Genomic DNA, 23,701 nt, shown 5'->3' with positions numbered 1-23,701 from the left:
TTCGCTGCCCGGACCGTCGTCCGAGTCGGTCAGACCCGGTCCGCGGCGATCAGCAGGTACTGGAAGCTGCCGCCCTTGTAGGCGTCCAGGAACGCCTCCTCGATCCCGGTGGCCACCGAGGAACGCGCGCGCAGCTCCCAGTAGGGGATGGTGGCCGCGGTGAGGTCCACCACGTCGACCGGCACCAGCCGGTTCGCGGCCATCTCCCTGAAGTAGGCGCTGCGCGGGTGGATGTCGCAGATGTAGTGCGCGTTGATCTGGCTGACGGCCCTGGACGGCAGGCCGTAGGCGTCGTTGTAGCAGCCGGTGATGGTGACGTAGCGCCCGCCGTGCTCCAGCAGCCGGGAGTGCTCGGCGAACAGCAGCGACAGGTCCACGTACATGGTGCTCTCGTTGTTCCAGATGCTGCGGAACGCGCCCGTCTCGAAGCCGGTGTCCAGCATGTTCTTCAGGTGGAACCGCACCTTGTCGGCCACGCCGGTCTGCTGGGCCCGCTCGTTGGCGAAGGCGACCTGGGTCTCCGAGATGGACACCCCGTCCACCCGGCAGCCGAACCGCCGGTTGGCGACGAAGCTCCCCCCGCCGCGGCCCGAACCAGCGTCCATCAGCCGGTCCGTGGCGGTGACGGCGCCCAGGTGGTCGGCGAGGAGGTCGGCCTGGGCGCACTCGAGCCGGTGCAGCTCCTTGATGGTCCGCTCCTCGCGGGTGCCCTGCGGCCCCTCCAGTACCGACCAGTCCGCTTCGCCGATCCCGTAGTGGTGGTGGTACGTGCCGTCCACGTCACCCAGGCGCAGGTTGACCGGATTCTTCTCCGCGTTCCAGTACGAGGCGACGGAGCGCTGGTAGGGGCTGGCGAGGGCGGGGGAATCCTGGATGGCGGTCATGGTGACTCCTTCTCTGGGGTCATCTGGCTCGTCTGGATCAACAGGGTGGTGAAGTGATGGTGAAGTGAGGTGAGGTGAACGTCATTGCGCGGCGGGGCTGTTGTAGCGGGGGCTGGTGGCGTGCCACTCCTTGCTGCCGCCCATCCAGTCCCACAGCCCGGTCAGGAACCGCCGCAACTGGGGCGAGCCGGCCGCGCTCAGCACCGCGGCCTCGGCCTCGATGGTGTACATCAGTTCGTCGTGGATCAGGGCGGCCCGGTCGACCGCCTGTTGCAGCGTGCACCGCTCCTCGGCGGCGATCAGGTTGGGCAGGTTGGTGTCGGTCGGGTCCTCCTTGTGCATTGAGTAGAGGTCGTTGAGCAGGACGTTCGCGGTGGCCGCGTAGAGATAGGTGCGGCGCACCCGCGGATCCGCGAACTCGTGGGCGGGCAGCTCGTAGCCGCCGATCGGGTCGATCAGCACCATGCACGGGAAGAAGGCGTTCTCGTACCGGTGCAGCAGGTACTCCCAGACCGCGGGGGTGCGCCCGGACGAACGCCACTGGGCCTCCTGCGAGTAGCCCACGAACATCACCGCCAACTCGTGCCGGAGCCGGGCCACCTGGGTGGGGCTGGCGATTCCGGAGAGGTGGCCGAGGGCGGAGCGGAAGGCGCGGAGCACCGGCTCCCGCTCGACTACCTGCTCGAACTGTGCCATGTACCGCGCGGGGAGCCGGACCGGGTCGACCACGGCATGGGTCAGCGCCAGCCGCGGACCGAGCAACTCCGGTGTGGTGTCATCCCCTTCGTCGACCCAGTGGTCGTCCACGGCCCATTCCGCGAGCCCGCACCTGGCCGCGGCCAGCAGCCGGTCGGGATCGTCGCAGTCGGGATGGGCGAGCATGAACAGCCGCCCGAACTGATGCGACCTCAGCCGCTCCAGCCGTCCGCTGAACAATCCGACCTCCGCGGCCCAGGCCACCAGCCGGTCGTTGACCTCCTCCCCGAGCGCCGGATCGTCCCGCACGGCGTCGGGACAGTGCAGCGGCGGGACGCGGATCGCGGACCGCTCCGCGGACCCTTCGGACGGCGGGGGTTCGGCCCGGACCAGACGGGCCGCGGAGGTGCCCAGTCCCGTCGGCCCGGAGAACACGTGGCCGGACTCGGCTTTGACGACGGACTCATGCACAGGTGGGCTCCTCGCCGGTGCTGCTCCCTGACGGCTTTCCATCGGTTCCAGCGTGCCGGGCGGAGCGGGCCCGGACCATTCCCCGATTGAGTGCACATGTTCGACACCCATTCGGGGTAACGGCCCCGGACGTTCGAAGCTGAGACCAGCGCGGCTCAAGCGGTTCTAGGTGATGACGGCGATGATCCCGTAGCCGAGGGTCAGTGCTGTCGCGAAGGCGATGGTCGCGGTCTTGAACGCGGTGATGGTAGTGCAGCGCTCGGCCTTGGCCAGGATGTAGGCGACCAAGGCCACGATCACCGCGATCAGGACGGCGACGCCGACAGCGAGCAGCCGTGCTTTCTCGTTCACGGCCTACCTGCTGCCGGTGAGACGGTGGACGTGTCGCCGGATCCAGCCGTCGGGCCCGGGGTGCGCGCGGCGGCCTGCCAGAGCCGGTCGAACTCGACCGTGTCGCCGGCCAGGGCGCGGACGACGTCCTTGGTCTCGTCCCGGGTGGGCAGCGAGGGGCCGTTGAGGATGGTGTGGATCCGGTCGTCGGCCAGGCGACACTGGATCGCCAGGGCCAGTTCCCTGTCGTGGGGCCGGCCGGCCCGGATGTACAGGGCGCGCAGGGCCGTTCGGAAGGCGGCGAGGTCGTCGGCCTCGCCGCCGACCGGGGTCAGCAGCGCGGGGCGGGGGTGTCGCTCGCGCAGGCGCTCGACCTCCCACGGTCGCCGCAGTTGGGCCGGGTCGGCGTTGCAGAGCCGGGCGAAGCGTTCGGTCAGGGTCCAGGTGGGAACGCGTTCGCCGTTCAGAACCCGGGAGAGGTAGGAGGGGGAACAGTCGAGGTGGTCGGCGATGGTCTGGCCGGTGAGTCCGGACCGGCGGGCCAGCCTGGACAACAGGGGGGAGAGGCGGTTGGCGGCGGGGCCCGGGTCGTGGACGGAGATCGGCGCGGTGTGGCTGTCCGGGGCCGGAGCCACGGGGGTGGTTCCGGGCCTTCCGGGCCGGGCTGTGCGGCGCAGCCGCCACTCCGCGTGGTCGCCGCGGTAGTGCCCGCGGGCGGTGTCGGGGCTGACGCCGAGGGCGTGGCCGATCGGCCGCCAGGGTGTGCGCTGGTCGCGGGCGAGGGTCGTCAGTGTGCGTGTCAGCTGCCGGAGTTGGCGGTCGAGGTCGACCACGTAGGGCAGTGCCTCCACGGCGCGGGCACCTTGGTTGAGGTTGCGGGTGATCTGGCGCAGAGCATCCTGCATATCGCGGATGTCGTCGATCGCCTGCCCCGCCAGGATCCTCGGGGAGCTGTTGTGCACGGCGGGCCGGGCCGGGCCGGGCGCGGGTGCCGGCACCTGGCCGGAGTCCTCGTGCTGCGGGGTGCGCGCGCTGCTGGGTGTGCTGTCCGGGGGGAGGCGGCGCTGAGTGCGGTGCGTGGTCTGACGGCACTTGGTGGAGCAGAACTTCCTTGGGCGGCCAGTGGCCTGATGCTGTAACTGTCGACCGCAGCATGCGCAGACAGCGCCGGGCATGATGGTGGACCTCCGTCTAGAAGCTGAGGGAAAAGTGGTGGGGGAACCGGGGGATTCGTCGCCGATTGCGATGCGATCTGCGGGCGTCGGACGACGAAACCATAGTGGGCCGGGTCGGGTCGGAGACGGCGTGGTCGAGCGGGGCGGCCTGACGCGATGACGGGTTGCACGGGGTCGCGTCTGGGTGTCACGCGGGGGCTGGCACATCTCCGCGGAGGTGTGCGGCTCGCGGGTCGTCCTAGAGACGATGCACTGTTGGGCACGCTTGCCCAATCGGTTCATCCTTCGGATGCTTTTGTCGTTCGCGTTAGGCTGTGCACCGCGAGCAGGCCCCGTTCGGAGCCTGGACCGTCGTGGCTGAGGTGGCCTTTTCAAGGTTTCGTCCTCGGTTGACGTCAATGTGAGGGCGCGCAGCATTCGGGTCGACGGTTTTCCCGAACCGCCGGGCGCTGCGCGTCCGACGGCGACGCTAACGCGACTGTCGGTGACCTCCAAGTGCCCATAAATAGGCCGAAATCACCGCGTCTTACGCGTTTTCCCAGCATGGCCGCACGAAGTCACTGAAAGATCCACCAAACTGAGCGCTATCTGCTATTGCCCTTGGACTCGCATGGCGGCCGGCCTGCGAAGGCGAGGACGTGCCGGAGGACGTGATAGCGCACCCACCATCGGTGGACGTGAAGTGGCCGGCAGTGGGGGGCAACCTGGCCCGCTTGCCGATGTGGCCGCGCTGGGGCTCGACATCAGCCTGGCCTCATCGTTGCTGCTCAGAGCGGTAGCGGTGGGATTCGAACCCACGGTGAAGTTGCCCCCACGCTTTCGAGGTCTGCACCTGCATCATAGTGGCCGTCCGCGGCGGTTCGGGAGAGCCTAGACCTGCGTTTGCACTGGTCAGCGCCCTGCGCATGAACCGATCGACCAATGCCGTACACAGCCGAACGCCAGCGGATGAGTCCATAGACGAGACTGCGTGCGCGGGACCCTGCCTTAGCGTCTCGGGCAGATGTACTGAGGGCTGTCCGCTCAGCCCGTGGAGACGCTGCCACCTAGACCAGCTAGACGTAGCGCCAGATTCCGAGGTGAGTCGATCAGCTTGTGGCGGCCCTTGACGGATTCCAGCGCTGTCACGACAGGACTCGCCAGAAACGCGATCAGCTCGTCCACCTCCTGCCGGGAGGGGCGGGGAGTGAACTCCTTCCGCAGGGCGTAGAGAATGTTCTCTACGCTGATGTACCCGTCGTCGACGGGGTCTTCGTCCACAGCTTCTTGGAAGGCTAGGCCGATGATTCTGCCCATCAGCAGTGAGCGCCGCTCCAGTGCCGAGTACCGCTCGGCCAGGTCGTCATTGAACGTGTCGACGCGGGAGAAGGCGTCACGGAGTTCGGTGAGGGGCATCGGGTTCTGCGAGTGGCGGGTGAGCAGAACTGCGAGGTCCTCGATGTGCAGCAGGATGACCTCGTGCTCCACTGCCCAATTCTTAAGTCGTGGAGCGAATTCCGGGCCTACGACGAGAACGTGATCGGCCTTGTGCTTGCGCTTATGGTCGCGCAGTGCGTCGAACTTAACGCTGGATTCGGCTACCTGGCCGTTCCCTGAGCTCTTCGCGTCCACGATGACCCGGTAGCGGTCCTTGGTGGCCAACTGTGCGATGCCGAGCACGTCGCTGCGACCCGAGCCACCGAGGTGCTCGGCTTGGAAGCCGAGGAACGCGAAGGCACGGCCGACGGCCGCTTCGAACTCCTGGCTATCCGTCCCGACATTGCCGTACTGCCGCAACTGGTCGATGATCCCATCGGGTAACAGGCAAGAGTGAGCATCCTGCGGTTCTGCCGGATCGTTCGCCTCTGGTTCGTCCTCGACAGGCAGCTGAAGTGTCAGGCCCTTCGCGAAACTGCGTCCTGCTGCGGTGACCCGGAACCGCTGCCAGTCCATCCGTTCGACGAGGCCCGCGTCTTGGAGGAAGGCTAGCCTGAGACGGATCTCTCCGTTTGAGGCCTGGATGTAGCCGTACACCTCCTTCGCCACGCTCACCAGCGCCGAGGTCGTCGCGGACTTGCCCAGGTGGAGCAGGATCTCACCGAAAAACAGATACCGCGCGTGGAGATAGGCGGCGAGCAGCCGCTCGTTTCCCTCGTCGACGAGTCGGTGTGCGTTCTCGCTTGGCGCGAAGTGATTGAACTTCGTCTGCTCGACGAGTCCGATGTGACGAAGGGCGTGCGTCACGGAGGTGAAGGACGTCCTGCTGATGCTGAACTCGCTGCCGCACAGCTCGCCGAACTCCTCGAGCCCGGCACCGTCGCTCAACAGCTCCACCAGCCTCCACAGGGCGGCGGTCACTGTCAGAGCCGAGTCCCCGTCGCGAGTGTCGGAAGCGATTCCCCGTGGGATGTAGCCGATCAGAGCACGACGGTTCCTGAGATCAACCTGTTCCAACTGTATGAAATCGCCGAAGAATTCCGGCAGCGCTTCTTCGCTGCCGTCCAGTTCGACGGCATCCTCCCCTTCTCCCCGGGCGGTCTCGGGCGGGCAGAGTGGAAGGACCTCCAGCAGGGCGTCCCCCAACTCGGTCCTGACGACCCGTTGACCCCACAGTTCGACCATCCCCAGACTCCTGAGCCACCCGGTGCGGTCCCGCACCGGAGACAGAGTTGACCAGTTCAGCCCGTATGTCTCGGTCGCTACCTCCAGCAGATCTGCATGCTTCGTCTGGTCCCCAATCGCCTGAAGGAGTTCACCGAAGAACTTCACATGGGTGTGCAGATGAGCTGTCAGGAAGGAGTTGTCCTCACTTGCCAGCCATTGCCGCGCGTGGGCACTTGGCTGCCACTGAGTTTCGCCTGGCCGCTCGGCGAGACCCAGAGGGGAAAGCATCCGCCGGCACAGGTCCTCGCATCGTCCGCTGACAGGCTTCCCCTCCGGCGTCCGCCACGCCAGCACTTCATCGCCCGCGCAAGGCAGTTGATTGAGCACTTGCCGGAGCATGGCCACCTGGGCTTCCGTGCCGCCTTGGAGGTAGCCGATTGAGTTGCTCCGGTCACGCCACGCCTTGGCTGGTACGCGTCGGCCGCTGTTCATCTGCTCCCTTTCGCCGCGCTACTCGTTGCTCCGCCTGAGAGTAGGGGCAGGTGCTGACAAATAGCGGCATAGCACTATAGAGCGAATAATCCGGCCGGCAGCCGTTCCGGCGGTTGCCGCGGCTGCGCATACGGGAGGCTGGCGTGAACGCGATCGAGCCCCAGGATGTGAGTGGGGCCGGGGCGCTGCTGGGAATCGCTAAAGTTGGATTGTTGATTTGTTTGGGGATTTGATTGTAGATTTCTGCCATGGACCTCTCCCAGCTCCCGGACCTCATCGACGTGCTCCGCGCCGAGGGGAGTGACCTTGCGGAGGTCGAAGTCAAGCAGGCCGCCGGAGGCTTCCCGCGGTCGGTGGCGGCAACCGTCTCAGCGTTTGCCAATGCGCCGGGAGGCGGGCTGCTGATCTTTGGCTTGGACGAGGAGGCGGGGTTCTCGGCGACAGGGGTCTACAACGCGGCCCAGTGCAAGGCTGCGCTTGCCTCCTTGGCCAGGCAGGCGATGGATCCTCCGGTGACGTTCGTGGCGGAGACCCTCGGGTTCGAGGGGGTGTCACTGGTGGTGGCCGAGATTCACGAAGCGCCCGGTTCGGCCAAGCCGGTCAGGGTCAATGCCACGGGGCGGGCGTACCTGCGAGCTGGCGACGGTGACTTCGAGTTGTCACAGGTCGAAGAGCAGGCATTCCTGGCAAATCGGGACGCGCCGAGATTCGACCAGGAAGTGGTGCAGGGAGCGAGCATCGAGGGGGACTTGGACCCCGAGCTTGTCGACGCCTACGTGGACTCCTGCCGGAGGTCGTCGGCGAGTCTGGCGCGCCTGACCGATGCGGACATCCTGTTCAGGACTGGTGTGACCGCAGGAGCTGAGCGATCCCCGACCCTGGCGGGCCTGCTCGCCCTCGGCGTTCATCCACAGCAGTTTGTCCCCAATGCAGTGATCCAGGCGAGTGTGGCTCCCCAGGTCGGAGATCCGCTCGGGACCCGGGCCCGGGACACCCGGCGCTTCGACGGGCCGATCCCACTCATGTTGGAGGAGGCGCTGACGTGGGTGGCGCGCAACACCCGCACAAGGATCCGTTTCACCCCGGATGGGCATGGCCACGACGAGCCCGAGTACCCACGAGAGGCGGTACGGGAGTTGCTCTCGAACGCATTGGTGCACCGGGATCTCGGCCCGCATGCCCTCACTCAGGCGATCACCCTCAAGCTCGGTGCCGATCAACTGCTGATCAGCAATCCGGGCGGGTTGTGGGGCCTGACTGTGAGCAGCCTGGGAACAGCTGGTGTGACGTCCACTCGGAACAGCTACCTTGCCCGGATCTGTCAGAACGTCCGCACGGGACGTGACCGACGAGTGGTCGAAGCTCTGGCCTCCGGGGTGCCCGCCATTCTCGGGAGCCTTCGCGATGCCGGCATGGTGCCCCCTCGATTCCATGACCAGGGCATCCGGTTCACCGTACGGGTGCCGAACGAGGCACTGCTGGCACCGGACGATCTCGCCTGGCTGGCAGAGGTTGCAGCGGCGGCAAGGCTCTCCGAGGTACAGCGGCACGCGCTGGTGGCCATGCGCGGGGGGGCAGTGTGGAGCAATAAGTCACTGCGTGCGGCCTACCCGATGGACTCCAGAACTGCCACCGTGGCACTGACAGGGCTCGTTGCCGCGGGACTGGCTGAGCCGTCCGGTGACGGGGCGGGGCGCGTCTACCGCCTAGCGGGTAGGGGACGGGCAGAGCCCGCACGGTCTCCTGGGCGTGCAACAGGGGAGGGCGGCAAGCGCCGGTACACCAGCCGTCGTGGCAACGCCGAGCAGATCCTTGACCTGTTGTCGCGTGGCGGCCCGGCCACGCTCGGCGAACTTGCTATGAGCTGCGGCCTGAGCGAGCGGCAGGCCCAGTACGCCCTGGAACTGCTGCGCGCGGAAGGGCATGCTGAGCTGCTCGGAGGACGAGGTGTCACAAGCAAGTACCGGGCTCTGGAACAGGACTGATGTTGCCTTGGCCGGACCGACTGCGGAGCGTCGACAATGCCAGGAGCGTGTTCCTTGCCCTGGGCGTTCGCTGAATCGCTCTTGACTAGCGGATTTGCGGCCGGGGCATGGCCGTGTCGGGACCTCGATCGAGACTACAACGCGTGAGGCCCCGACCATCGCTGGTCGGGGCCTCACGTTTTCCTGCTCACGGCGGTAGCGGTGGGATTCGAACCCACGGTGAAGTTGCCCCCACACACGCTTTCGAGGCGTGCTCCTTTGGCCGCTCGGACACGCTACCGTGGGACAGCCTACCGGACGTGGGGGAGTGCTCCTAAACGGATTCCTCGGACGGGTCGGCGGCGCGGCGGGCGTCGAAGAAGGCGGTCAGCGCGGTGGCGCAGTCGGCGGCGAGGACGCCGGGGACGACCTCAGGGCGGTGGTTCAGCCTACGGTCGCGGATGACGTCCCAGAGGGAGCCGGCCGCGCCGGCCTTGTCGTCCCAGGCGCCGTAGACGACCCGGGCCAGCCGGGAGAGGACGATCGCGCCCGCGCACATGGTGCACGGCTCCAGGGTGACCACCAGGGTGCAGCCGGTCAGGCGCCAGTCGCGGGCTCCACCGTCCCGGCGGAGGGTGCGGGCGGCGTCGCGGATGGCGAGCACCTCGGCGTGGGCGGTCGGGTCGCCGACGGCCTCGCGTTCGTTGTGGCCGCGGCCGAGGACCGCACCGGACGGGTCCAGCACGAGTGCGCCCACCGGGACGTCGTCCGTGGGCAGCGCGAGGTCGGCTTCCGCCAGGGCGAGGCGCATGGCAGGGGCCCAGGGGTCGCGAAGCGGGTCCGGCCGGAGGCGGGGGCCGTCGCCGGAGCCGGCGGGAGCAGGAGCAGAGGCGCGCATGGCACCAGTCTGCTGCACCGGCCCGGTTCGCAGGGGCGGTCAGGTGCGTGGGGAGGGTCAGGCGCGTTGGGTGGTTGGACCTACTGGGCGGCCGGACCCGCTGCACCGGCCGGACGCGTTGGAGGGCTGGACCTGCTGTACCGGTCAGTCCTGCTGGGCGGGCGGACCCCCGGAGGGGCTGGACCCGCTGGGTGGTCCGGCGGTACGGGGAGGCGGAGGCGAAGCCAGGTGGCGTGGTCCGACGGCGCGCGGGGCGGCGAGGCCCGGCGGACGTCGTGGTACGCCGGGCCTCGCCTGCCCGCACGGGCCGTGTGGGCGGCTGTCGGCGCCCGCGGCGCTAGCGGACTGCTTCCAGTACGTCGCCGCAGCCCAGGGCGTCGGCGATCTCGGTGAGGGCGTCGCCGGGGACGGAGCCCTCGACGCTCATGTCCATCAGCTCCTTGGCGCCGACGCCGAAGTCGATCAGCAGGCCGGCGTCGCCCAGCGGCCCGTTGGGCAGGCCGTCGGTGTCGAGCGCGGCTGCCTCGTCGTCAGCGTCGTCGTCCTCGTCCGGGTCCGCGGAGTCCGTGTCATCGTCCTCGTCGAGTTCGACCACCAGGTCGTCCAGGTCGTCACCCGAGCCCCGGCCGGTGAGTTCGTCGGTGAGGACGATCTCGCCGTAGGCGCTGCGCGAGGCGGCGGCGGCGTCGGAGACGAAGATCCGGGGATCCTCCTCGCCGTCGACGCGGACCACGGCGAACCAGGAGTCCTCCTGCTCGATGAAGACCAGGACGGTCTCCTCGTCCTCCGCGGCCTCGCGCGCCAGGTCAGCCAGGTCAGCGAGGGTTTCGACGTCATCAAGCTCGGTCTCGCTCACGTCCCACCCGTCCTCGGTGCGAGCGAGCAATGCAGCGAAGTACGCCACCAGCGACTCTCCCAGGTCTTGGCCACAGGACCGGGCTCTGCGCGGGCCCGGAGTCCAGGGGTCCATGCGAACGCCCCATCGGCATCGTGACAGAAAGCAGGCCGCTCCGGGGAGTGTTCGGCCCTGCGTCTTCGCTGGTCGTGTCGCGAGAGGGGGGTGGCTGGCCCGGATGGCGGAGGTGTGGGGCGGGGGGAAGGCGGCTGCGGCGGGCCTCAGATCCGGAAGGTGCGCATTCTCAGCGCCTGGCGCATCCGCTCGTTCTTGGTGCGCCGCGGGTGCACCCTGGCCTGCAACTCCTTGGCCTCGTCCAGCTCACGGAGGAATGCGGCGCGGCGGCGGCGGCGTTCTATCGGACTTTCGGTCCGCTGCCGCTGCTCGGCGTCGTCGTTCGGTTCGTCGGGCATGCTCGCCACCGCTCGGGTCGGTCGGGTGCTGTGTTTCACCACCTTCCCCGCGAGCGCGAACTGACACTATTTTGCCATGTCCCCGCCAGAAAGCCCCTGAGCCGCCGCCGGAGCCGCTCCCCGATGCCGCCCGCGCGGCGGCCCGCGGCACCCCGCGGCACCCCGCGGCGTCGTGCGGGCGGGGCGCCTCGGGATACTGTCGCTGCATGCGGATTCATGTCCTGGACCACCCCCTGGTGGCGCACAAGCTCACCACGTTGCGCGACGAGCGCACCGACTCCCCCACCTTCCGCCGCCTCGCGGACGAGCTGGTGACCCTGCTCGCCTACGAGGCCACCCGGGATGTCAGGACCGAGCCGGTCGAGGTCACCACGCCGGTCGCGGTCACCACCGGCACCCGGCTGAGCTACCCGCGCCCGCTGGTGGTCCCGATCCTGCGGGCCGGGCTCGGCATGCTGGACGGTATGACCCGGCTGCTGCCGACCGCCGAGGTGGGCTTCCTCGGCATGGTCCGCAACGAGGACACCCTGCAGGCGTCGACCTACGCGACCCGGATGCCGGACGACCTCTCCGGCCGCCAGGTGTACGTGCTCGACCCGATGCTGGCGACCGGCGGCACGCTGGTGGCGGCGATCCGGCTGCTGATCGCGCGCGGCGCGGACGACGTGACCGCGATCTGCCTGCTGGCCGCGCCGGAGGGGGTGGCGGTGCTGGAGAAGGAGCTCGCCGGGCTGCCGGTGACCGTGGTGACCGCCGCGGTGGACGACCACCTCAACGAGCAGGGCTACATCGTCCCGGGCCTGGGCGACGCCGGGGACCGCCTCTACGGCACCGCGGGGGACTGAACGGCACCGCGGGGGACTGAGCAGCACCGCGAGGGGCTGAGCTCCACGGCCCGCCAGGGGCTGAGGGAGCCGGTCAGCAGTGCCCCGGGGACGGGGCGGCGACCGGCTTGGCGGCCAGGGCGAGGGTCTGCGCCTGCTGGGCCGGGGTGGCCAGCGCGGTGAAGCCGTTGCCGAGGACCAGGTCGACCGAGGCGTCCTTGCGCAGGTCGGTGACCGGACTGGAGCCGGCCACCTCGGAGCCGAGCACGGTCATCCGGGCCGCCGCCGCCTTGTTGCCGCTGATCTGGGCCGTTCCGAGCACCTTGTGCTGCAGCGCGGCCGGAGCGTTGCCGATCTTGCCGATGGTGAAGCCGCGCTGCTTGAGCAGCGCGGCGGTCTGCCCGGCCAGGCCGGCCCGGTCGGTGGCGTTGTAGACGTTCACGGTGATCGTGCCGGGCTTCGGCGCGACCACCCCGGCCAGCGACGCGAACGCGGCGACCACCGGCGACGGCGCGACCGAGGGCCCGCCGGAGGCCGCGCCCGAGGCTGCGCCGGAGGCAGCCGCTGAGGCCGCGTCACCCGGAGCGGCCTTTGCCGGGACTCCCGCCGCGGCCCCCGCTCCCGCTGAACCCGACGGTGCGGCCGACGCCTTGGGGCCGCAGGCCAGCGCCGACGCGTCGGCCTTGCCGCCGCCGAAGACGCCGAACAGCTGGACGCTGCCCCAGCCGAGCACCGCGAGCGCGGTCACGCCGACGACGGCGAGCAGGGTGTAGCGGCGGCGGCGACTGGGCCGGGCCAGCCGGGGGTAGGCCGTGCCGGTGATCCGGTACTGCTTTCCCTTGAGACCGGGGGGAGTCAGCATGCTCATCGCGGGTTGCCCCCTAGGTGCGCGCCGGGCTTCCAGTGCTGGTCGGACCGCCGATCGGGCTGCGGGTCGGACCGCGACTGCTTGATGCTCCCCAGGCTAGTGCCGACCGGGCACTCTGCGTACTAAAGGATCATCATCTGGGCTACCGGGACACCCTAACGGGTGCCGGGTAGGCCGATCAGTCCATCTCCAGCACGCGCGCGTGCAGCACCTGACGCTGTTGCAGCGCGGCGCGTACGGCGCGGTGCAGGCCGTCCTCCAGGTAGAGGTCCCCTTGCCACTTCACGACGTGCGCGAAGAGGTCGCCGTAGAAGGTGGAGTCCTCCGCGAGGAGGGTCTCCAGGTCGAGCTGCCCCTTGGTGGTCACGAGCTGGTCCAGGCGTACCGGACGTGGGGCCACGTCCGCCCACTGGCGGGTACTGACCCGGCCGTGATCCGGGTAGGGCCGCCCGTTGCCGATGCGCTTGAAGATCACACGCAGAGACTACCCGTCCGCGGGGGTGCGTCGCAGCAAGGATGACAGGCCGTGACCTGACACGGTTTGACGGGAAGCTGTCACCAGCGGGTTTGCCGGGCGGTCGGAAAGGTTGCCTCGGTTCCCGTGGGTTTCTTCACTCGTGCGGGTCGGCCGGGTGCGGTCCTGCGTCCGCGCCGGGCGGCCGCTGCGGCCCGGCCGCGGTCACAGGGCGGCCAGCGCGGCGCCGATCCGGTCCATCGAACTGAGGCGCATCAGGCCGTAGTTGTAGAACTCGACCTCCGGCACCCCGAGCTGCTCCAGCACCCGGATCTTGGCCGCGAGGTTCTCCGGGCCGTCGCAGTCCTGCGACATCGGGCGCAGGATCACCGCGAGCCCGGACGGGTCCACCCCGTGCAGGGCGAAGGCGGCGACCTTTTCGCGCACCTGTTCGGGTGTCGGAGCGTAGCCGAGGGTCTCGATCCCGTGCACCGACTTCGCCAGCGCGGGCAGGTCGACGCCGGAGAGCCAGCCCTTGCCGGGGCCGTCGGGGTCCATGAAGGTGAGCCGCATCCCGTGCTGCTCGGCGACCGCCGCGGCCTCGGCCGCCAGCGAGCCGACGGTGGCGGCGGACGCGTCCACGTACGCGGCCAGCGCGCCGTCGGCGAGGTCGGTCAGTACGGTCGGCTCGGCGGCGGTGTCCTCGGAGTCGAGGCGGCACCGGATCTCGGCCCGGACGGTCTGCTGCACCTGGTCCGACGGCACGCCCAGGGCGTCGGCCGCGGCCCGGCAGTGCCCGCAGAAGCAGAGCCCGAGCAGCGCCTCGGTGACCGGGCCCAGCTGCTCGAAGTAGCGTTCGTGGTGGTAGCCGTGGCGCAGCCCGTGGAAGTGCAGCGACTCGGCCCTGATCGCGTCCACCCCGTACCGGGCGTGCTCGGCGACCAGGGTCCTGACGTAGCCGCGGACCTCCGGGTGGGCCGGGCACAGCTCGGTCAGGGCGCGGTCGCCGAAGGCGTTGGCGGGGGCGCAGTCGGGGTGCTGGAAGCCGAGCCGGTCGTTGTGCAGGAACACGGTCCAGGCGTGCAGCTTCAGCCCGCGCCGCCGGGCCTCGGCGGCGGCGTCGGCGAAGGGGTCGCCGTCGCCGATCGCGGTGGACGGGACCGGGCGGAGCCGCGCGCCGTCCCAGCGGGCCGGGTCGGGCCGGAAGTAGGCCGCGCCGGGCTCCAGGTAGCGCACCACCCGGTTCGGGTGGTGCGGGAAGATGTCGCGGGCCTCGTGGTAGACCGAGGCGAGGGTGAGCCCGCCGACGCCGGCGCGGTCGGTGAGGTTGCCGAAGAAGCGGTCGGCGCCCTCGTCGATCAGGTCGGTGGCGAAGGCGAGGACGGACGACTGCACGGGGTGCTCCGGCGGGAAGAGGCGGCGGTGTGGCAGCCACCGTAGCCGTGCCACCCGCCATTGGTCTAGACCTTAATGCCCCGGCTCGATCGCCCCGGCGTATTTCGCATGTGTTTTCGGCACGGCGATTCACCGAAAAGAATTCATTCGCGGGAATCTTCGGACTTTCGCCGCAGATCTGCCGGTAGCGTGTTTATTTCGCTCCATCACGGCTGATCGACTGCACCGGAGGATCGGTGAATGCACCGAAGCGCATGTTAAAAGTACGTGAACCCGCAGGTGGAATCAAGCAGACACGGCCGCGTACGCGTGGTCGGCTGCGGAGTTCCGTGCTCGCGCCCGCGACGGTAAGGGCAAAGCTTGTTCGTATTCTCGCGATCGCGTTCGCGCTGGTGCTGCTCCTGCTCGGGGTCGTCGCCACCCAGCAGATCGGAAACTACCGGCAGGCGACGTCCACCGTGCAGGAGGTCAAACTCCTGATCGCGCTGCAGAACTTCGTGCACGAGCACCAGAAGGAGCGTGGCCTGACCGACGGCGTCATCAGCGGGACCACCTCCTTCTGGGCCCAGATGCCGGCCCAGCGCAAGGCCACCGACACCACCCTGGCCACGGTGAAGGCCCTGGTGGCCGGGCGCACCGACGCCGCCTCGGAGGAGGTCGGCCAGGGGCTGAAGCTGGTGGACCGGCTGCCGGCGATCCGGCAGGCCGCCGACAACGGCCACGGCAACCTGCTGAAGACCTACGCCTACTTCACCGACACCAACAAGGCGCTGACCGCGCTGACGCTGGGTCTGGAGAAGGCCAAGGACACCCAGCTGCACGCCGGGATCGAGGCGCTGCTGGCCCTCGGCAACGCCAAGGAGGACACCGGCGAGGAGCGCGCGCTGATGACCGGCGCGCTGCCGCTCGGCCACTTCCCGTCCGACTGGTACACCGAGTTCACCGTCTCCAGGGCCGGCCGGCTGGTCAACCTGGACACGCTGAAGCTCTGGGCCACCCCGCGCCAGCAGGCCGAGGTCGACGCGATCTGGACCAAGCCCTACGCCGTGCAGATGCAGAAGTGGGACCTGCTGGCCACCCAGGGCGGCGGGAAGCTCGACCCGCAGGCCATCCCCAACCCGCTCTGGTACCAGGTGCTCACCGAGACCGTGAACGACATGCGCACGGTCCAGGTCAGCTACAGCCAGGACATCACCATGCGGGCGAAGAGCCTGCAGACCGACGCCGAGCAGCAGCTGCTGCTGTTCGGGCTGCTCGCGCTGGCCAGCTTCGCGGTCATCGGCGCCCTCGCCGTCGCCTGCGTCCGCTCCATCTCCAGCCCGCTGGCCTCGCTGGCCCGTGAGGCCGGGGAGATCGCCACCGGGCGGCTGCCCGACGCGGTCGCGCTGGTCCAGGCGGGCGGCGGCGAGCAGCCGGCCCCGCGTCCGGTCGAGGTGCCCAGGCGGGCCGGGGCCGAGGTGCGGCTGGTCGCCGACGCCTTCGACCAGGTCCAGCGGGTCGCCTTCGACCTCGCCACCGAGCAGACCGTGCTGCGCCGCAACGCGACCGACTCGCTGGTCAACCTCGGCCGCCGGAACCAGAACCTGGTCCGCCGTCAGATCGGCTTCATCAACAAGCTGGAGCACGAGGACGCCGACCCGGCCCAGCTCGCCAACCTGTTCGAACTCGACCACCTGGCCACCCGTATGCGCCGCAACGCCGAATCCCTGCTGGTCCTGGCCGGTGAGACCAGCCCGCGCCCGTGGGCCACCCCGCTCGGGGTGACCGACGTGATCCGGGCCGCGCTGTCCGAGGTCGAGGAGTACCGGCGGGTCACCCTGCGCCGGGTCGACCCGGTCAAGCTGACCGGCGCGGTGGTCGCCGAGGTGGCGCACCTGCTGGCCGAGCTGATCGAGAACGCGCTCAGCTTCTCCCCGCCGGACGTGGACGTGGAGATCGAGGGCCGCCGCACCAGCGCCGGCTACCTGGTCGCCGTCGTCGACCACGGTCTGGGGATGAGTCCGGACGCGCTCGCCGAGGCCAACGTCCGGCTGTCCGGGACGGCCAGCTTCATGGCCGAGCCCACCCGCTTCCTGGGCCACTTCGTGGTCGGTTCGCTGGCCCGGCGGCACAACATCGAGGTGCGGCTCGGCGACGCGCCCGCGGCCGGGGTGGTGGCCCGGGTGCTGCTGCCCAACGCGCTGCTGGCCGAGGCCGCCCCGCAGGAGGCGGTCCGGTCCGCGGCGAGCGCGGTGCTCCCCGCCGACGACGCCCCGGAGCTGCAGCGGGAGATCGACATGGGCGCGCTGCCGCCGGTGCGCACCGCCGGGATCATCAAGCAGCGGGTCGCCGACCCGGAGCCGGAGCCGGTCGGCAGTCCGGTCCGGGGCAAGGGCGGCTACGACGACCGGATGACCGCGTCCGCCGCCCGTACCCGCAACGGGCTGGTCAAGCGGCCCAAGCGGACGTCCATCCCGTCCGCGATGACCGAGCTCTCCGGCCGCTGGCAGGCCGGCGAGGAGCGCACCCCCGAGCGCTCGCCGGAGGAGGTGCGGTCGATGCTCTCCGCCTTCCGCTCCGCCCACCAGCGGGCCGAGAGCACGCTCGCGACGAGTGCCGCGGTGGCCACCGGCGCCGCGGGTCCCGACGGCGCCGAGGGCGCCGACAGTTCCGAGAGTGAGGAGACGCGATGAGTGCCACCACCGCCCAGCCCGGCGACACCATGACCTTCAACTGGTTGCTCGCCAACTTCGTCCGCGGCACCGACGGGGTCAGGGACGCCGTCGCGGTCTCCTCGGACGGCCTGCTGATCGCCGTCTCGGAGGGGCTCGGCCGCACCGACGCGGACCACCTCTCCGCGGTGGTCTCGGGGCTGTCCAGCTTGGCCCGGAGCGCTTCCAAGCGCTACGACTTCGACGGGATGAAGCTGCTGATGATCGAGATGCGGCGGGGCTTCCTGCTGGTCTCGGCCGTCCGGGACGGCAGCTGCGTCGGGGTGCTGGCCGACAGCACCGCCGAACTCGGCCTGGTCGGCTACGAGATGGCCGTCCTCGCCGAGCGCGCGGGCGACCTGCTCACGCCCGCGCTGATCGCCGACCTGAGGCAGGCACTGCCACGATGAACCCGGACGACAGCCACGACCGGGACGGTCAGCAGCAGGAGGTGCCGGACGACCAGCTGTTCGTCCGGCCGTTCATCATGACCGGCGGCCGGGTCCGCTCGGTCCAGGACGGGCTCCGGCTGGAGACGCTGGTCACCGCGGCGCCCGGGTCGCTGTTCGCCCCGCTGGAGTTCGAGCGTCGGCGGATCGTGACGCTGTGCCAGACGCCGCAGTCGGTGGCGGAGGTGGCGGCCGGGATCGCCGTGCCGCTGGGCGTGGCCAAGGTGCTGATCGGCGATCTGGTCGCGGCCGACCTGCTGGCCTGCCACCAGCCCAAGGAGATGTCGCTCTCCGTGATGGAAAGGATCAGGGACCATGTCAGGGCGCTCTGAGAACCGCAGCAACCGCGAGCGCGAGCGCGACCGCGGTTCCGCCGCCGAGGTGCCGACGGCGGTGAAGATCGTGGTCAGCGGCGGTCTGGGAGTGGGCAAGACGACCTTCGTCGGCGCCATCTCGGAGATCGAGCCGCTGTACACCGAGGCCGCGATCACCGAGGTCTCGGTGGGCGTGGACTCGCTGGAGGGGGTGGACGGCAAGACCACGACCACGGTCGCCCTGGACTTCGGCCGGATCACCCTGGACAGCTCGCTCGTGCTCTACCTGTTCGGCACCCCGGGCCAGGACCGCTTCTCCTTCCTCTGGGACGACCTGGTGGAGGGCGCGCTCGGCACCGTGGTGCTGGTCGACACCCGCCGGATCGAGGACTCCTTCCCGGCGGTCGACTACTTCGAGGAGCGGACCGCCCCGTTCGTCCTCGCGGTGAACCGCTTCGACGGGTCGGCCGCGTTCGAGCTGGAGGAGGTCAGGGAGGCGCTGGGGCTCGGCCCCGAGGTGCCGATCGTGCACTGCGACGCCCGGGACCGGTCGTCGGTGCGGGATGTGCTGGTGGCGCTGATGGACCAGGTGATCAACCGCCACCTCAGCGGCTCCGCACGGCGGGAGTCGGCGCTGGCGCGCTGATCCCCGCCGTGCGGTAGTCGGCCGTGCTCAGACCGTCAGATCCAGTCCTTGCGTTTGAAGCTGACGTAGAGCACGGCCGACAGCACCACCATCACCGCGGTCGACTCGTAGAACCCGGCATGGGTGCCGAAGCCGGGGTAGGGCACGTTCTGGCCGTAGAAGCCGGTGACCGCGGTGGGGACGGCGATGATCGAGGCCCAGCTGGTGACCTTCTTCATGATCAGGTTCATCCGGTTGCCCTGGATGGTGAGGTTGGTCTCCATCAGCGAGGTCACCATGTCCCGCAGTGACTCGGTCCACTCGGTGGCCCGCAGCACGTGGTCGTAGACGTCCTGGTAGTACGGCAGCATCGGCTCGCTGACCACGTGCAGGTCCCGGCGCAGCAGCGTGTTCACCACCTCGCGCATCGGCAGCACCACCCGGCGCACCCGGACCAGGTTCTTGCGAAGTTCGTAAGAGCTGCGCTGGACCGTGCGGATCTCGTCCCTGCCGTCCTCGAACAGCAGGTCCTCCAGCGCCTCGATCCGGTCGTCCAGGTCCTGGACCGCGTTGAAGTGGCCGTCCACCAGGTAGTCGAGCAGGCCGTGCAGCAGGAAGCCGACGCCGTGTTCGGCCAGGTCGGCGGCCTCGTCCCAGCGGTCGACCACCTGCTGGATGTCGAAGCGCTCGCCCTTGCGGATGGTGATCAGCGCGTTGGGGGTGATGAACACCGCGATCTCGGTGGTGTCCAGGCTGCCGTCCGGTTCGGCGCAGACCGCGTAGGCGCTGAGGAAGAGGTGGGTGCGGTAGCGGTCCAGCTTGGGGCGCTGGTGCTCGTGCCCGGCGTCCTCGACGGCGAGCGCGTGCAGGCCGAACTCCTCGGCGATCATCTCGAAGTCGTCCGAGGTCGGGTCGCAGAGGTCGAGCCAGACCGTGCAGGTGGGCTCGCAGACGTAGTCGGATATCTCGTGGACCGGAAAGTCCTTGAGTTCCAGGGTGCCGTTGCGATAGAGCCGGGTGCGAGCCATTCGGCCAGGGTAGAGGGCTGTCCCGGGCCGGCCGAGGGTGGGTTACCCTCCGGGAAGGACCCGAGGAGAGCGGCGGCCATGAGCGAGGCGGGATCCCCGGTGGACGACGGTTCGGAGGGTGATCGGCTGCTGCTGTTCTCCTTCGGCGGCCGGAACCACTGACGGTCCGTCCTGTCCGTCTCGTCCGTCCCGTCCTCGTTCTCGTCCGTCCCCGACGCCGGAGGCTCCATGACTATTCAGTGGCATTTCCAGGACGGGTCCGGGGTGGGCGTGCTCCAGGTCTCCGGGTACCTCGGCGCCGACTCGGTGCCCCGCTTCGCCGGGGCGGTGGGCTGGGCCCTGGCCCGCGGCACCGGGCCGCTGATCGTGGACCTCAAGGCGCTGCTCGGCTGGTCCCCGCAGGGACAGGCCGCGGTCGGCGCGGCGGTACTGCGGCTGGCCGAGGCGCGGCGGACGCTGGAGCTGGCGGCGGTCCCGAGCGGGGACGGCTGCGCGCTGATACCCGAGCTGAGCGGGATACCGGTACACCTCGACCTGGACGCGGCGCTGGCCGCGCACCCGGCTGCGCCGGAGCCGGGCGGGACCGCGGACCCGGCCGCGCGGCAGCGCAACCAGAACTGGCGCAGCGCCGGCTGGCAGGAGAGCCCGGCGGGGTAGCCGCGGGCGCTGGCGCGGGGGCGCGGGGGGCGGGGCGGGCGTGGTCGGCGCGGCACGGGCGGGGCCGGCTCGCGGTGTGGGCGTGGGCGGGGCGCGGCGGGGCCGGTCGGACGGGGGTGGTGCGGCGGGGGCGGCTGCTGGTAGGGATGGACTGTGCGCTTTGACTCAGTCCCCATGCCGCCGCCGGTCGCGGTCCGACCGCGGGACAGCCGCGGCTACCCCGTCCCCGCGATCACCCCCTGGGAGGACGGCGAGCCGCAGTTCGCGCTGACCGGCTACGACCAGAGCGCCGCGTGCGCGCAGCAGCGGCTCTGCTCGGTCTGCGACACCCTGATGCCGCGCGGGCCGGTGTGGCGGGTGGTCGGCGCGGCCGAGAGCGCGGCGATCGCCGACGCGCTGGCGGCGGGGCGGCCGTACCGGAACATGGCGCCGACCCTGGAGGGCCCCGGGCACCGGGCCTGCATGCTCTACGCCTCGATGGTCTGCCCCTACCTGGCCCGGCCCAACGCCCGGCGCGGGATGTCCGCCGCGCGGCCGGACGAACTGACCGCCCATGTGGTCCGCGGCGCGGTCCGCGGCGGGAACGGCGCGGTGGTCGGCTTCGGCGAGTACGAGTTCGCGGTCACCGGCTCTCAGGTGCTGTTCCGCTTCCTCGACGTGGTCGAGTTCCTGCCGCACGACGTCGCCGACGCGCACCTGCCGGAGCTGGAGGCCGAGCTGGCCCGGTCCGGGCGGTAGCCCAGCGGGTCAGCGGCTCGGCTGGCTCAGCGGGCTCAGCGGGCTCAGCGGTAGGCGGGTAGGCCGGTTGCCGAGGAGACCCGGACCGGCGCTGCCGAGCCGTCGGCGGGGAGGGTGGCGATGCCGTTCGGGAGCCGCACCGCGATGGTCTTCCCGTCCGGCGACCAGGCCGGTTCGGTGTAGTCGGTGCCGGCGTTCGGGGTGAGATCCTTGGCGGCCCCGTTCTGCTGGACCGACTCGGTGAACAGGTGGTCGTGCCCGTCGACCGAGCGGACGAAGGCCACGGTGTTCCCGTCCGGGGACAGGCTCGGCTCGGAGCCCTGGGCGAACGCCGCGGTCTGCTCGCGCAGGTAGTCGTCGCGGAGGTAGACCTCGCCGGTGCCGGCGTTGGCGAAGACCATGCTGGCGAAGCCGCCGCCGGCTCCGGGCCAGGCGTTCCCGGTCTTCGGGACCGGCGCGTCGCCGGGGAACCCGTAGCCGGTGAGCACCTTCGGGGTGCCGTTCACGGAGGTGGAGGGGAGGTACTCCAGCTGCTGCACCCCGCCCTTCGAGGCGGCGAAGTAGAGCAGGCTGCTGGCCGGGACGCCGTAGGCCTTGCGGTACGGGGTGACCTGCCAGGTCGGGTGGGACCAGGTCTCGCCGCTCGGCGCGCGGGCGACCAGCACCCGTCCGGTGCCGTCCGCGTTGGCGGTGTCCAGGTTGCCCGCGCCGTCGATGAACACGGCCTTGGTGCCCGCGGGGTTCCAGGAGAGGTCCCTGACCACGGTCCCGAAGTCGACCGTGCCGCCGTTCATCACCACCGTCGCGGTGCCGTTGCTGACGGTCAGCCGGCTGTTCGCGGTGCCGTTCAGCACGGGTACGGCCGAGCTGCCGCCGCTCGGGGCGGGCGGCGCGGACGGCATGGGCGTCGCGGAGCCGCTGCCGCTCGGCGCGGGGCTCGGCGTGCTGCCTGCGGTGCCCGGGGCGCCCGCGCCGACCCTGACGGTGGAGGCGCAGCCGGTCAGCAGGGTCGCCCCGGCGGTGACGGCCGCGGTCAGCGTAATCGCCGCGGCGGTGCGGCGGCGGCGACGGGTTCCGGTGCTGGTGAGGGCGGGCATGGGGGCTCCCAGGGGCAGTGGCGGCGCGGTTCCGCGACAGTTCCAGGCTGGCACCCGGACGTCGGGGAACCGTGTGTTCCACGTCACAGCCATGCAACAGGGTCCGGCGGCGGAGCGCATCCGCTCCGCCGCCGGACCCTGTTGCCGCCGGACCCTGCCGGTCCTGCCTGACCCGCCGTCCGCTACTCGATCTCGATCGGGCCGTTGCCGCCGTTGCCGCGCCGACGGTCCTCCTCCTCGCGCTTCTGCGCCGAGCGGGCCTGCGGGGAGCCCAGGTTCTGCCGGACCGAGTCCAGGATGGTCAGCCCCTGGCCGACCAGCCCGGCGGCGATCTCGCCCAGGCCGTCCGCGCCGTTCAGCACGTTGACGTTGGCGCCCTGGAGCCCGGCCGCGGCCTCCTTGACGATCTGCGGCAGCTGGTCGATCAGCATCCGGTCCAGCGCCACCCGGTCGTACGACGCCGCCGCCTCGGCCTGGATCTTCATCCGGTTCGCCTCGGCCATGGCCAGCACCCGGATCCGCTCGGCCTCGGCCTCGGCCGGCTTCACGATCTCCGCCACCAGCTGCTGCTGCCGCAGCTCGGCCGCGCGCTGGGCCAGCTCGGTCTGCGCCGCCAGCACCTCCTGCTGGGCGTGCGCCTGCGCCAGCGGGCCGGCCTGGGAGGCCACCGCCTGCGCCTTCTCGATCTCGGCCGAGTACTCGGCCCGGACCACCGCGGTCTGCCGGGCGTACTCGGCCTGGTTCCGCTCGGCGACCTGCTGCGCCTCGACCGACTGCTGGGTCGCGTTGGCCTGGGCGACCTGCGCCTGCCGCTGGATCGCGGCCTTGTGCGGGGCAGCCATGGCGGCGATGTAGCCGGTGTTGCCGTCGTCGATCGACTGGATCTGCAGCGAGTCGACGGTCAGGCCGATCGTGCCCATCTCGGTCTTGGAGGTCGCCAGCACCTCGGAGGCCAGCTTCTGACGCTCGGTCACGATCTCCTCGACCGTCATCGAGCCGATGATCGAGCGCAGGTGGCCCGCGAAGATCCGGCCGGTCAGGATCGACATCTGGTCCTGGTCGGAGAGGAACCGCTGGCCGGCGTTGACGATGCTCTCCTTGTCGTTGCCGACCTTGAAGGCGATCACGGCGCGCACGGTCAGCGCGATCCCCTGCTTGGTCACGCAGGTCTCGGCGACCTCCGCCTCGCACATCGCCAGGGTCAGGAACCGGGTCTTCCGGAACACCGGGAGCACGAACGCGCCGTGTCCGGTCACCACCCGGAACGGCGCGTCGCCCATGCCGCGTCTGCCACCCGAGATCAGCATGGCCTCGTCAGGGGCCGGAACCCGGTATCCGAACATCCGTCACATCTCCTCAACCTGCGTCGCCGGGGTCGCCGGTCAACGCGTCCAATGGATCCGTCGGCCCCGCCCAGGCGACCACGTCGACCTGGCGGTTGCCACGTGATTCGATCACGAGTACGGGGGTCCCCTTCGCGAGGGGCTCGGGCGACCAGGCGAGGAAGGTCTCAGAACCACCGCGCACCCGGGCCAGCACCTCACCCGGCCCGGCCACGCCACGGGTGCCGACCAGCAGCACTCCGCTACAACCGACCACGGCTTCGTCCGGCGCCATCGACGGCCGCCCCCCATTTCGTCCTGATCCCGAGAGCCCGACCCTAGCGCGCCGCCGCCCGGCAGCCCAGTGATCGGCGCACCGGGAAGCGGCGGCGCGGGTGGATCAGGCGCAGCGCGCGCCTCCCCCGGAACGGGCGAATCG

General features: G+C 70.4%; 23 protein-coding genes and 1 tRNA gene. 8 read left to right on the top strand and 16 right to left on the bottom strand.

What is annotated here, in order from left to right:
- Positions 1–29: 29 nt before the first annotated feature.
- From ACEZDE_RS14655 to ACEZDE_RS14635, 5 genes are all read right to left on the bottom strand, one after another.
- The gene (locus ACEZDE_RS14655; RefSeq protein WP_380536374.1) at positions 30–884 is read right to left on the bottom strand and encodes a geranyl diphosphate 2-C-methyltransferase; all 855 of its coding nucleotides are present in this window, start codon (positions 882–884) and stop codon (positions 30–32) included.
- An 81-nt stretch (positions 885–965) separates the two neighbouring features.
- The gene (locus ACEZDE_RS14650) at positions 966–2,051 is read right to left on the bottom strand and encodes a family 2 encapsulin nanocompartment cargo protein terpene cyclase (protein WP_380536371.1); all 1,086 of its coding nucleotides are present in this window, start codon (positions 2,049–2,051) and stop codon (positions 966–968) included.
- A 165-nt stretch (positions 2,052–2,216) separates the two neighbouring features.
- A complete protein-coding gene (locus ACEZDE_RS14645; RefSeq protein ID WP_380536368.1) occupies positions 2,217–2,402 on the bottom strand; it encodes a hypothetical protein in 186 nt (61 codons plus the stop codon).
- Positions 2,399–3,379: a helix-turn-helix domain-containing protein gene (locus ACEZDE_RS14640; RefSeq protein ID WP_380536365.1), complete on the bottom strand. Its 981-nt coding sequence runs from the start codon at positions 3,377–3,379 to the stop codon at positions 2,399–2,401. The genes ACEZDE_RS14645 and ACEZDE_RS14640 overlap by 4 nt, the downstream gene beginning before the upstream one ends.
- 1,200 nt (positions 3,380–4,579) lie before the next feature.
- Positions 4,580–6,631, bottom strand: coding sequence for a restriction endonuclease (locus ACEZDE_RS14635; protein WP_380536362.1), 2,052 nt, complete (start codon positions 6,629–6,631; stop codon positions 4,580–4,582).
- A 248-nt stretch (positions 6,632–6,879) separates the two neighbouring features.
- Here ACEZDE_RS14635 and ACEZDE_RS14630 point away from each other — a divergent pair, with 248 nt between their 5' ends.
- Positions 6,880–8,616 (top strand): ATP-binding protein, encoded by a 1,737-nt coding sequence (locus ACEZDE_RS14630; protein WP_380536358.1) that lies wholly within the window; start codon positions 6,880–6,882, stop codon positions 8,614–8,616.
- A 193-nt stretch (positions 8,617–8,809) separates the two neighbouring features.
- On the opposite strand, the gene ACEZDE_RS14625 is transcribed toward ACEZDE_RS14630, so the two are convergent.
- From ACEZDE_RS14625 to ACEZDE_RS14610, 4 genes are all read right to left on the bottom strand, one after another.
- Positions 8,810–8,896: transfer RNA gene (locus tag ACEZDE_RS14625), tRNA-Ser, on the bottom strand.
- A gap of 33 nt (positions 8,897–8,929) precedes the next feature.
- Complete coding sequence (locus tag ACEZDE_RS14620) at positions 8,930–9,493, bottom strand: nucleoside deaminase (RefSeq protein WP_380536356.1); 564 nt, start codon at positions 9,491–9,493, stop codon at positions 8,930–8,932.
- 337 nt (positions 9,494–9,830) lie between these two features.
- Positions 9,831–10,349 carry a tRNA adenosine deaminase-associated protein gene (locus tag ACEZDE_RS14615; protein ID WP_380536353.1) on the bottom strand — a complete coding sequence of 173 codons (519 nt, stop codon included), beginning with the start codon at positions 10,347–10,349 and terminating at the stop codon, positions 9,831–9,833.
- 260 nt (positions 10,350–10,609) lie between these two features.
- Positions 10,610–10,801, bottom strand: coding sequence for a hypothetical protein (locus ACEZDE_RS14610; protein WP_380536350.1), 192 nt, complete (start codon positions 10,799–10,801; stop codon positions 10,610–10,612).
- Between the two features lie 206 nt (positions 10,802–11,007).
- On the opposite strand from ACEZDE_RS14610, the gene upp reads away from it, so the two are divergent.
- Entirely contained in the window at positions 11,008–11,646 is a 639-nt protein-coding gene (gene upp / locus ACEZDE_RS14605; RefSeq protein WP_380536347.1) for a uracil phosphoribosyltransferase, read from the top strand.
- 73 nt (positions 11,647–11,719) lie between these two features.
- Here upp and ACEZDE_RS14600 read toward each other — a convergent pair whose 3' ends face one another.
- The 3 genes from ACEZDE_RS14600 to ACEZDE_RS14590 all read right to left on the bottom strand — a co-directional run bounded on the left by ACEZDE_RS14600 (position 11,720) and on the right by ACEZDE_RS14590 (position 14,342).
- On the bottom strand, positions 11,720–12,493 hold the full coding sequence (locus ACEZDE_RS14600) for a LytR C-terminal domain-containing protein (RefSeq protein WP_380536344.1): 774 nt from the start codon (positions 12,491–12,493) through the stop codon (positions 11,720–11,722).
- A gap of 178 nt (positions 12,494–12,671) precedes the next feature.
- The gene (locus ACEZDE_RS14595) at positions 12,672–12,968 is read right to left on the bottom strand and encodes a type II toxin-antitoxin system VapB family antitoxin (protein WP_030253738.1); all 297 of its coding nucleotides are present in this window, start codon (positions 12,966–12,968) and stop codon (positions 12,672–12,674) included.
- 204 nt (positions 12,969–13,172) lie between these two features.
- Positions 13,173–14,342, bottom strand: coding sequence for a hypothetical protein (locus tag ACEZDE_RS14590; protein ID WP_380536341.1), 1,170 nt, complete (start codon positions 14,340–14,342; stop codon positions 13,173–13,175).
- A gap of 329 nt (positions 14,343–14,671) precedes the next feature.
- On the opposite strand from ACEZDE_RS14590, the gene ACEZDE_RS14585 reads away from it, so the two are divergent.
- Genes ACEZDE_RS14585 through ACEZDE_RS14570 form a run of 4 tightly spaced genes read left to right on the top strand, consistent with a single transcriptional unit; the run spans position 14,672 to position 18,441 of the window.
- Entirely contained in the window at positions 14,672–17,014 is a 2,343-nt protein-coding gene (locus ACEZDE_RS14585; protein WP_380536340.1) for a sensor histidine kinase, read from the top strand.
- Positions 17,011–17,442 (top strand): roadblock/LC7 domain-containing protein, encoded by a 432-nt coding sequence (locus ACEZDE_RS14580; RefSeq protein ID WP_380536338.1) that lies wholly within the window; start codon positions 17,011–17,013, stop codon positions 17,440–17,442. Before ACEZDE_RS14585 ends, ACEZDE_RS14580 begins: the two co-directional genes overlap by 4 nt.
- Entirely contained in the window at positions 17,439–17,813 is a 375-nt protein-coding gene (locus ACEZDE_RS14575; RefSeq protein ID WP_380536337.1) for a DUF742 domain-containing protein, read from the top strand. The genes ACEZDE_RS14580 and ACEZDE_RS14575 overlap by 4 nt, the downstream gene beginning before the upstream one ends.
- A complete protein-coding gene (locus tag ACEZDE_RS14570; RefSeq protein WP_380536335.1) occupies positions 17,797–18,441 on the top strand; it encodes a GTP-binding protein in 645 nt (214 codons plus the stop codon). The genes ACEZDE_RS14575 and ACEZDE_RS14570 overlap by 17 nt, the downstream gene beginning before the upstream one ends.
- Before the next feature lie 35 nt (positions 18,442–18,476).
- Here the strand turns inward: ACEZDE_RS14570 and ACEZDE_RS14565 are convergent, their stop codons facing one another.
- Complete coding sequence (locus ACEZDE_RS14565; RefSeq protein ID WP_380536333.1) at positions 18,477–19,448, bottom strand: magnesium transporter CorA family protein; 972 nt, start codon at positions 19,446–19,448, stop codon at positions 18,477–18,479.
- Positions 19,449–19,676: 228 nt separating this feature from the next.
- Here ACEZDE_RS14565 and ACEZDE_RS14560 point away from each other — a divergent pair, with 228 nt between their 5' ends.
- Both ACEZDE_RS14560 and ACEZDE_RS14555 read left to right on the top strand, forming a co-directional pair.
- Positions 19,677–20,105: an anti-sigma factor antagonist gene (locus ACEZDE_RS14560; RefSeq protein WP_380536332.1), complete on the top strand. Its 429-nt coding sequence runs from the start codon at positions 19,677–19,679 to the stop codon at positions 20,103–20,105.
- Positions 20,106–20,279: 174 nt separating this feature from the next.
- A complete protein-coding gene (locus tag ACEZDE_RS14555) occupies positions 20,280–20,843 on the top strand; it encodes a hypothetical protein (RefSeq protein ID WP_380536330.1) in 564 nt (187 codons plus the stop codon).
- Between the two features lie 44 nt (positions 20,844–20,887).
- Here ACEZDE_RS14555 and ACEZDE_RS14550 read toward each other — a convergent pair whose 3' ends face one another.
- The 3 genes from ACEZDE_RS14550 to ACEZDE_RS14540 form a co-directional block, all read right to left on the bottom strand.
- Entirely contained in the window at positions 20,888–21,940 is a 1,053-nt protein-coding gene (locus ACEZDE_RS14550) for a hypothetical protein (protein ID WP_380536328.1), read from the bottom strand.
- A gap of 182 nt (positions 21,941–22,122) precedes the next feature.
- Positions 22,123–23,283: a flotillin family protein gene (locus ACEZDE_RS14545; RefSeq protein ID WP_380536326.1), complete on the bottom strand. Its 1,161-nt coding sequence runs from the start codon at positions 23,281–23,283 to the stop codon at positions 22,123–22,125.
- Positions 23,284–23,296: 13 nt separating this feature from the next.
- Complete coding sequence (locus tag ACEZDE_RS14540) at positions 23,297–23,557, bottom strand: hypothetical protein (protein WP_380536324.1); 261 nt, start codon at positions 23,555–23,557, stop codon at positions 23,297–23,299.
- Positions 23,558–23,701: the final 144 nt, after the last annotated feature.

Origin of the sequence: Streptacidiphilus cavernicola (genome assembly GCF_042510955.1) — a bacterium.
In the GTDB taxonomy this organism is placed as follows: Bacteria; Actinomycetota; Actinomycetes; order Streptomycetales; family Streptomycetaceae; genus Streptacidiphilus; species Streptacidiphilus cavernicola.
Note: the sequence above shows the minus strand (reverse complement) of the source record. Positions and strands in the feature narration are given on the sequence as shown.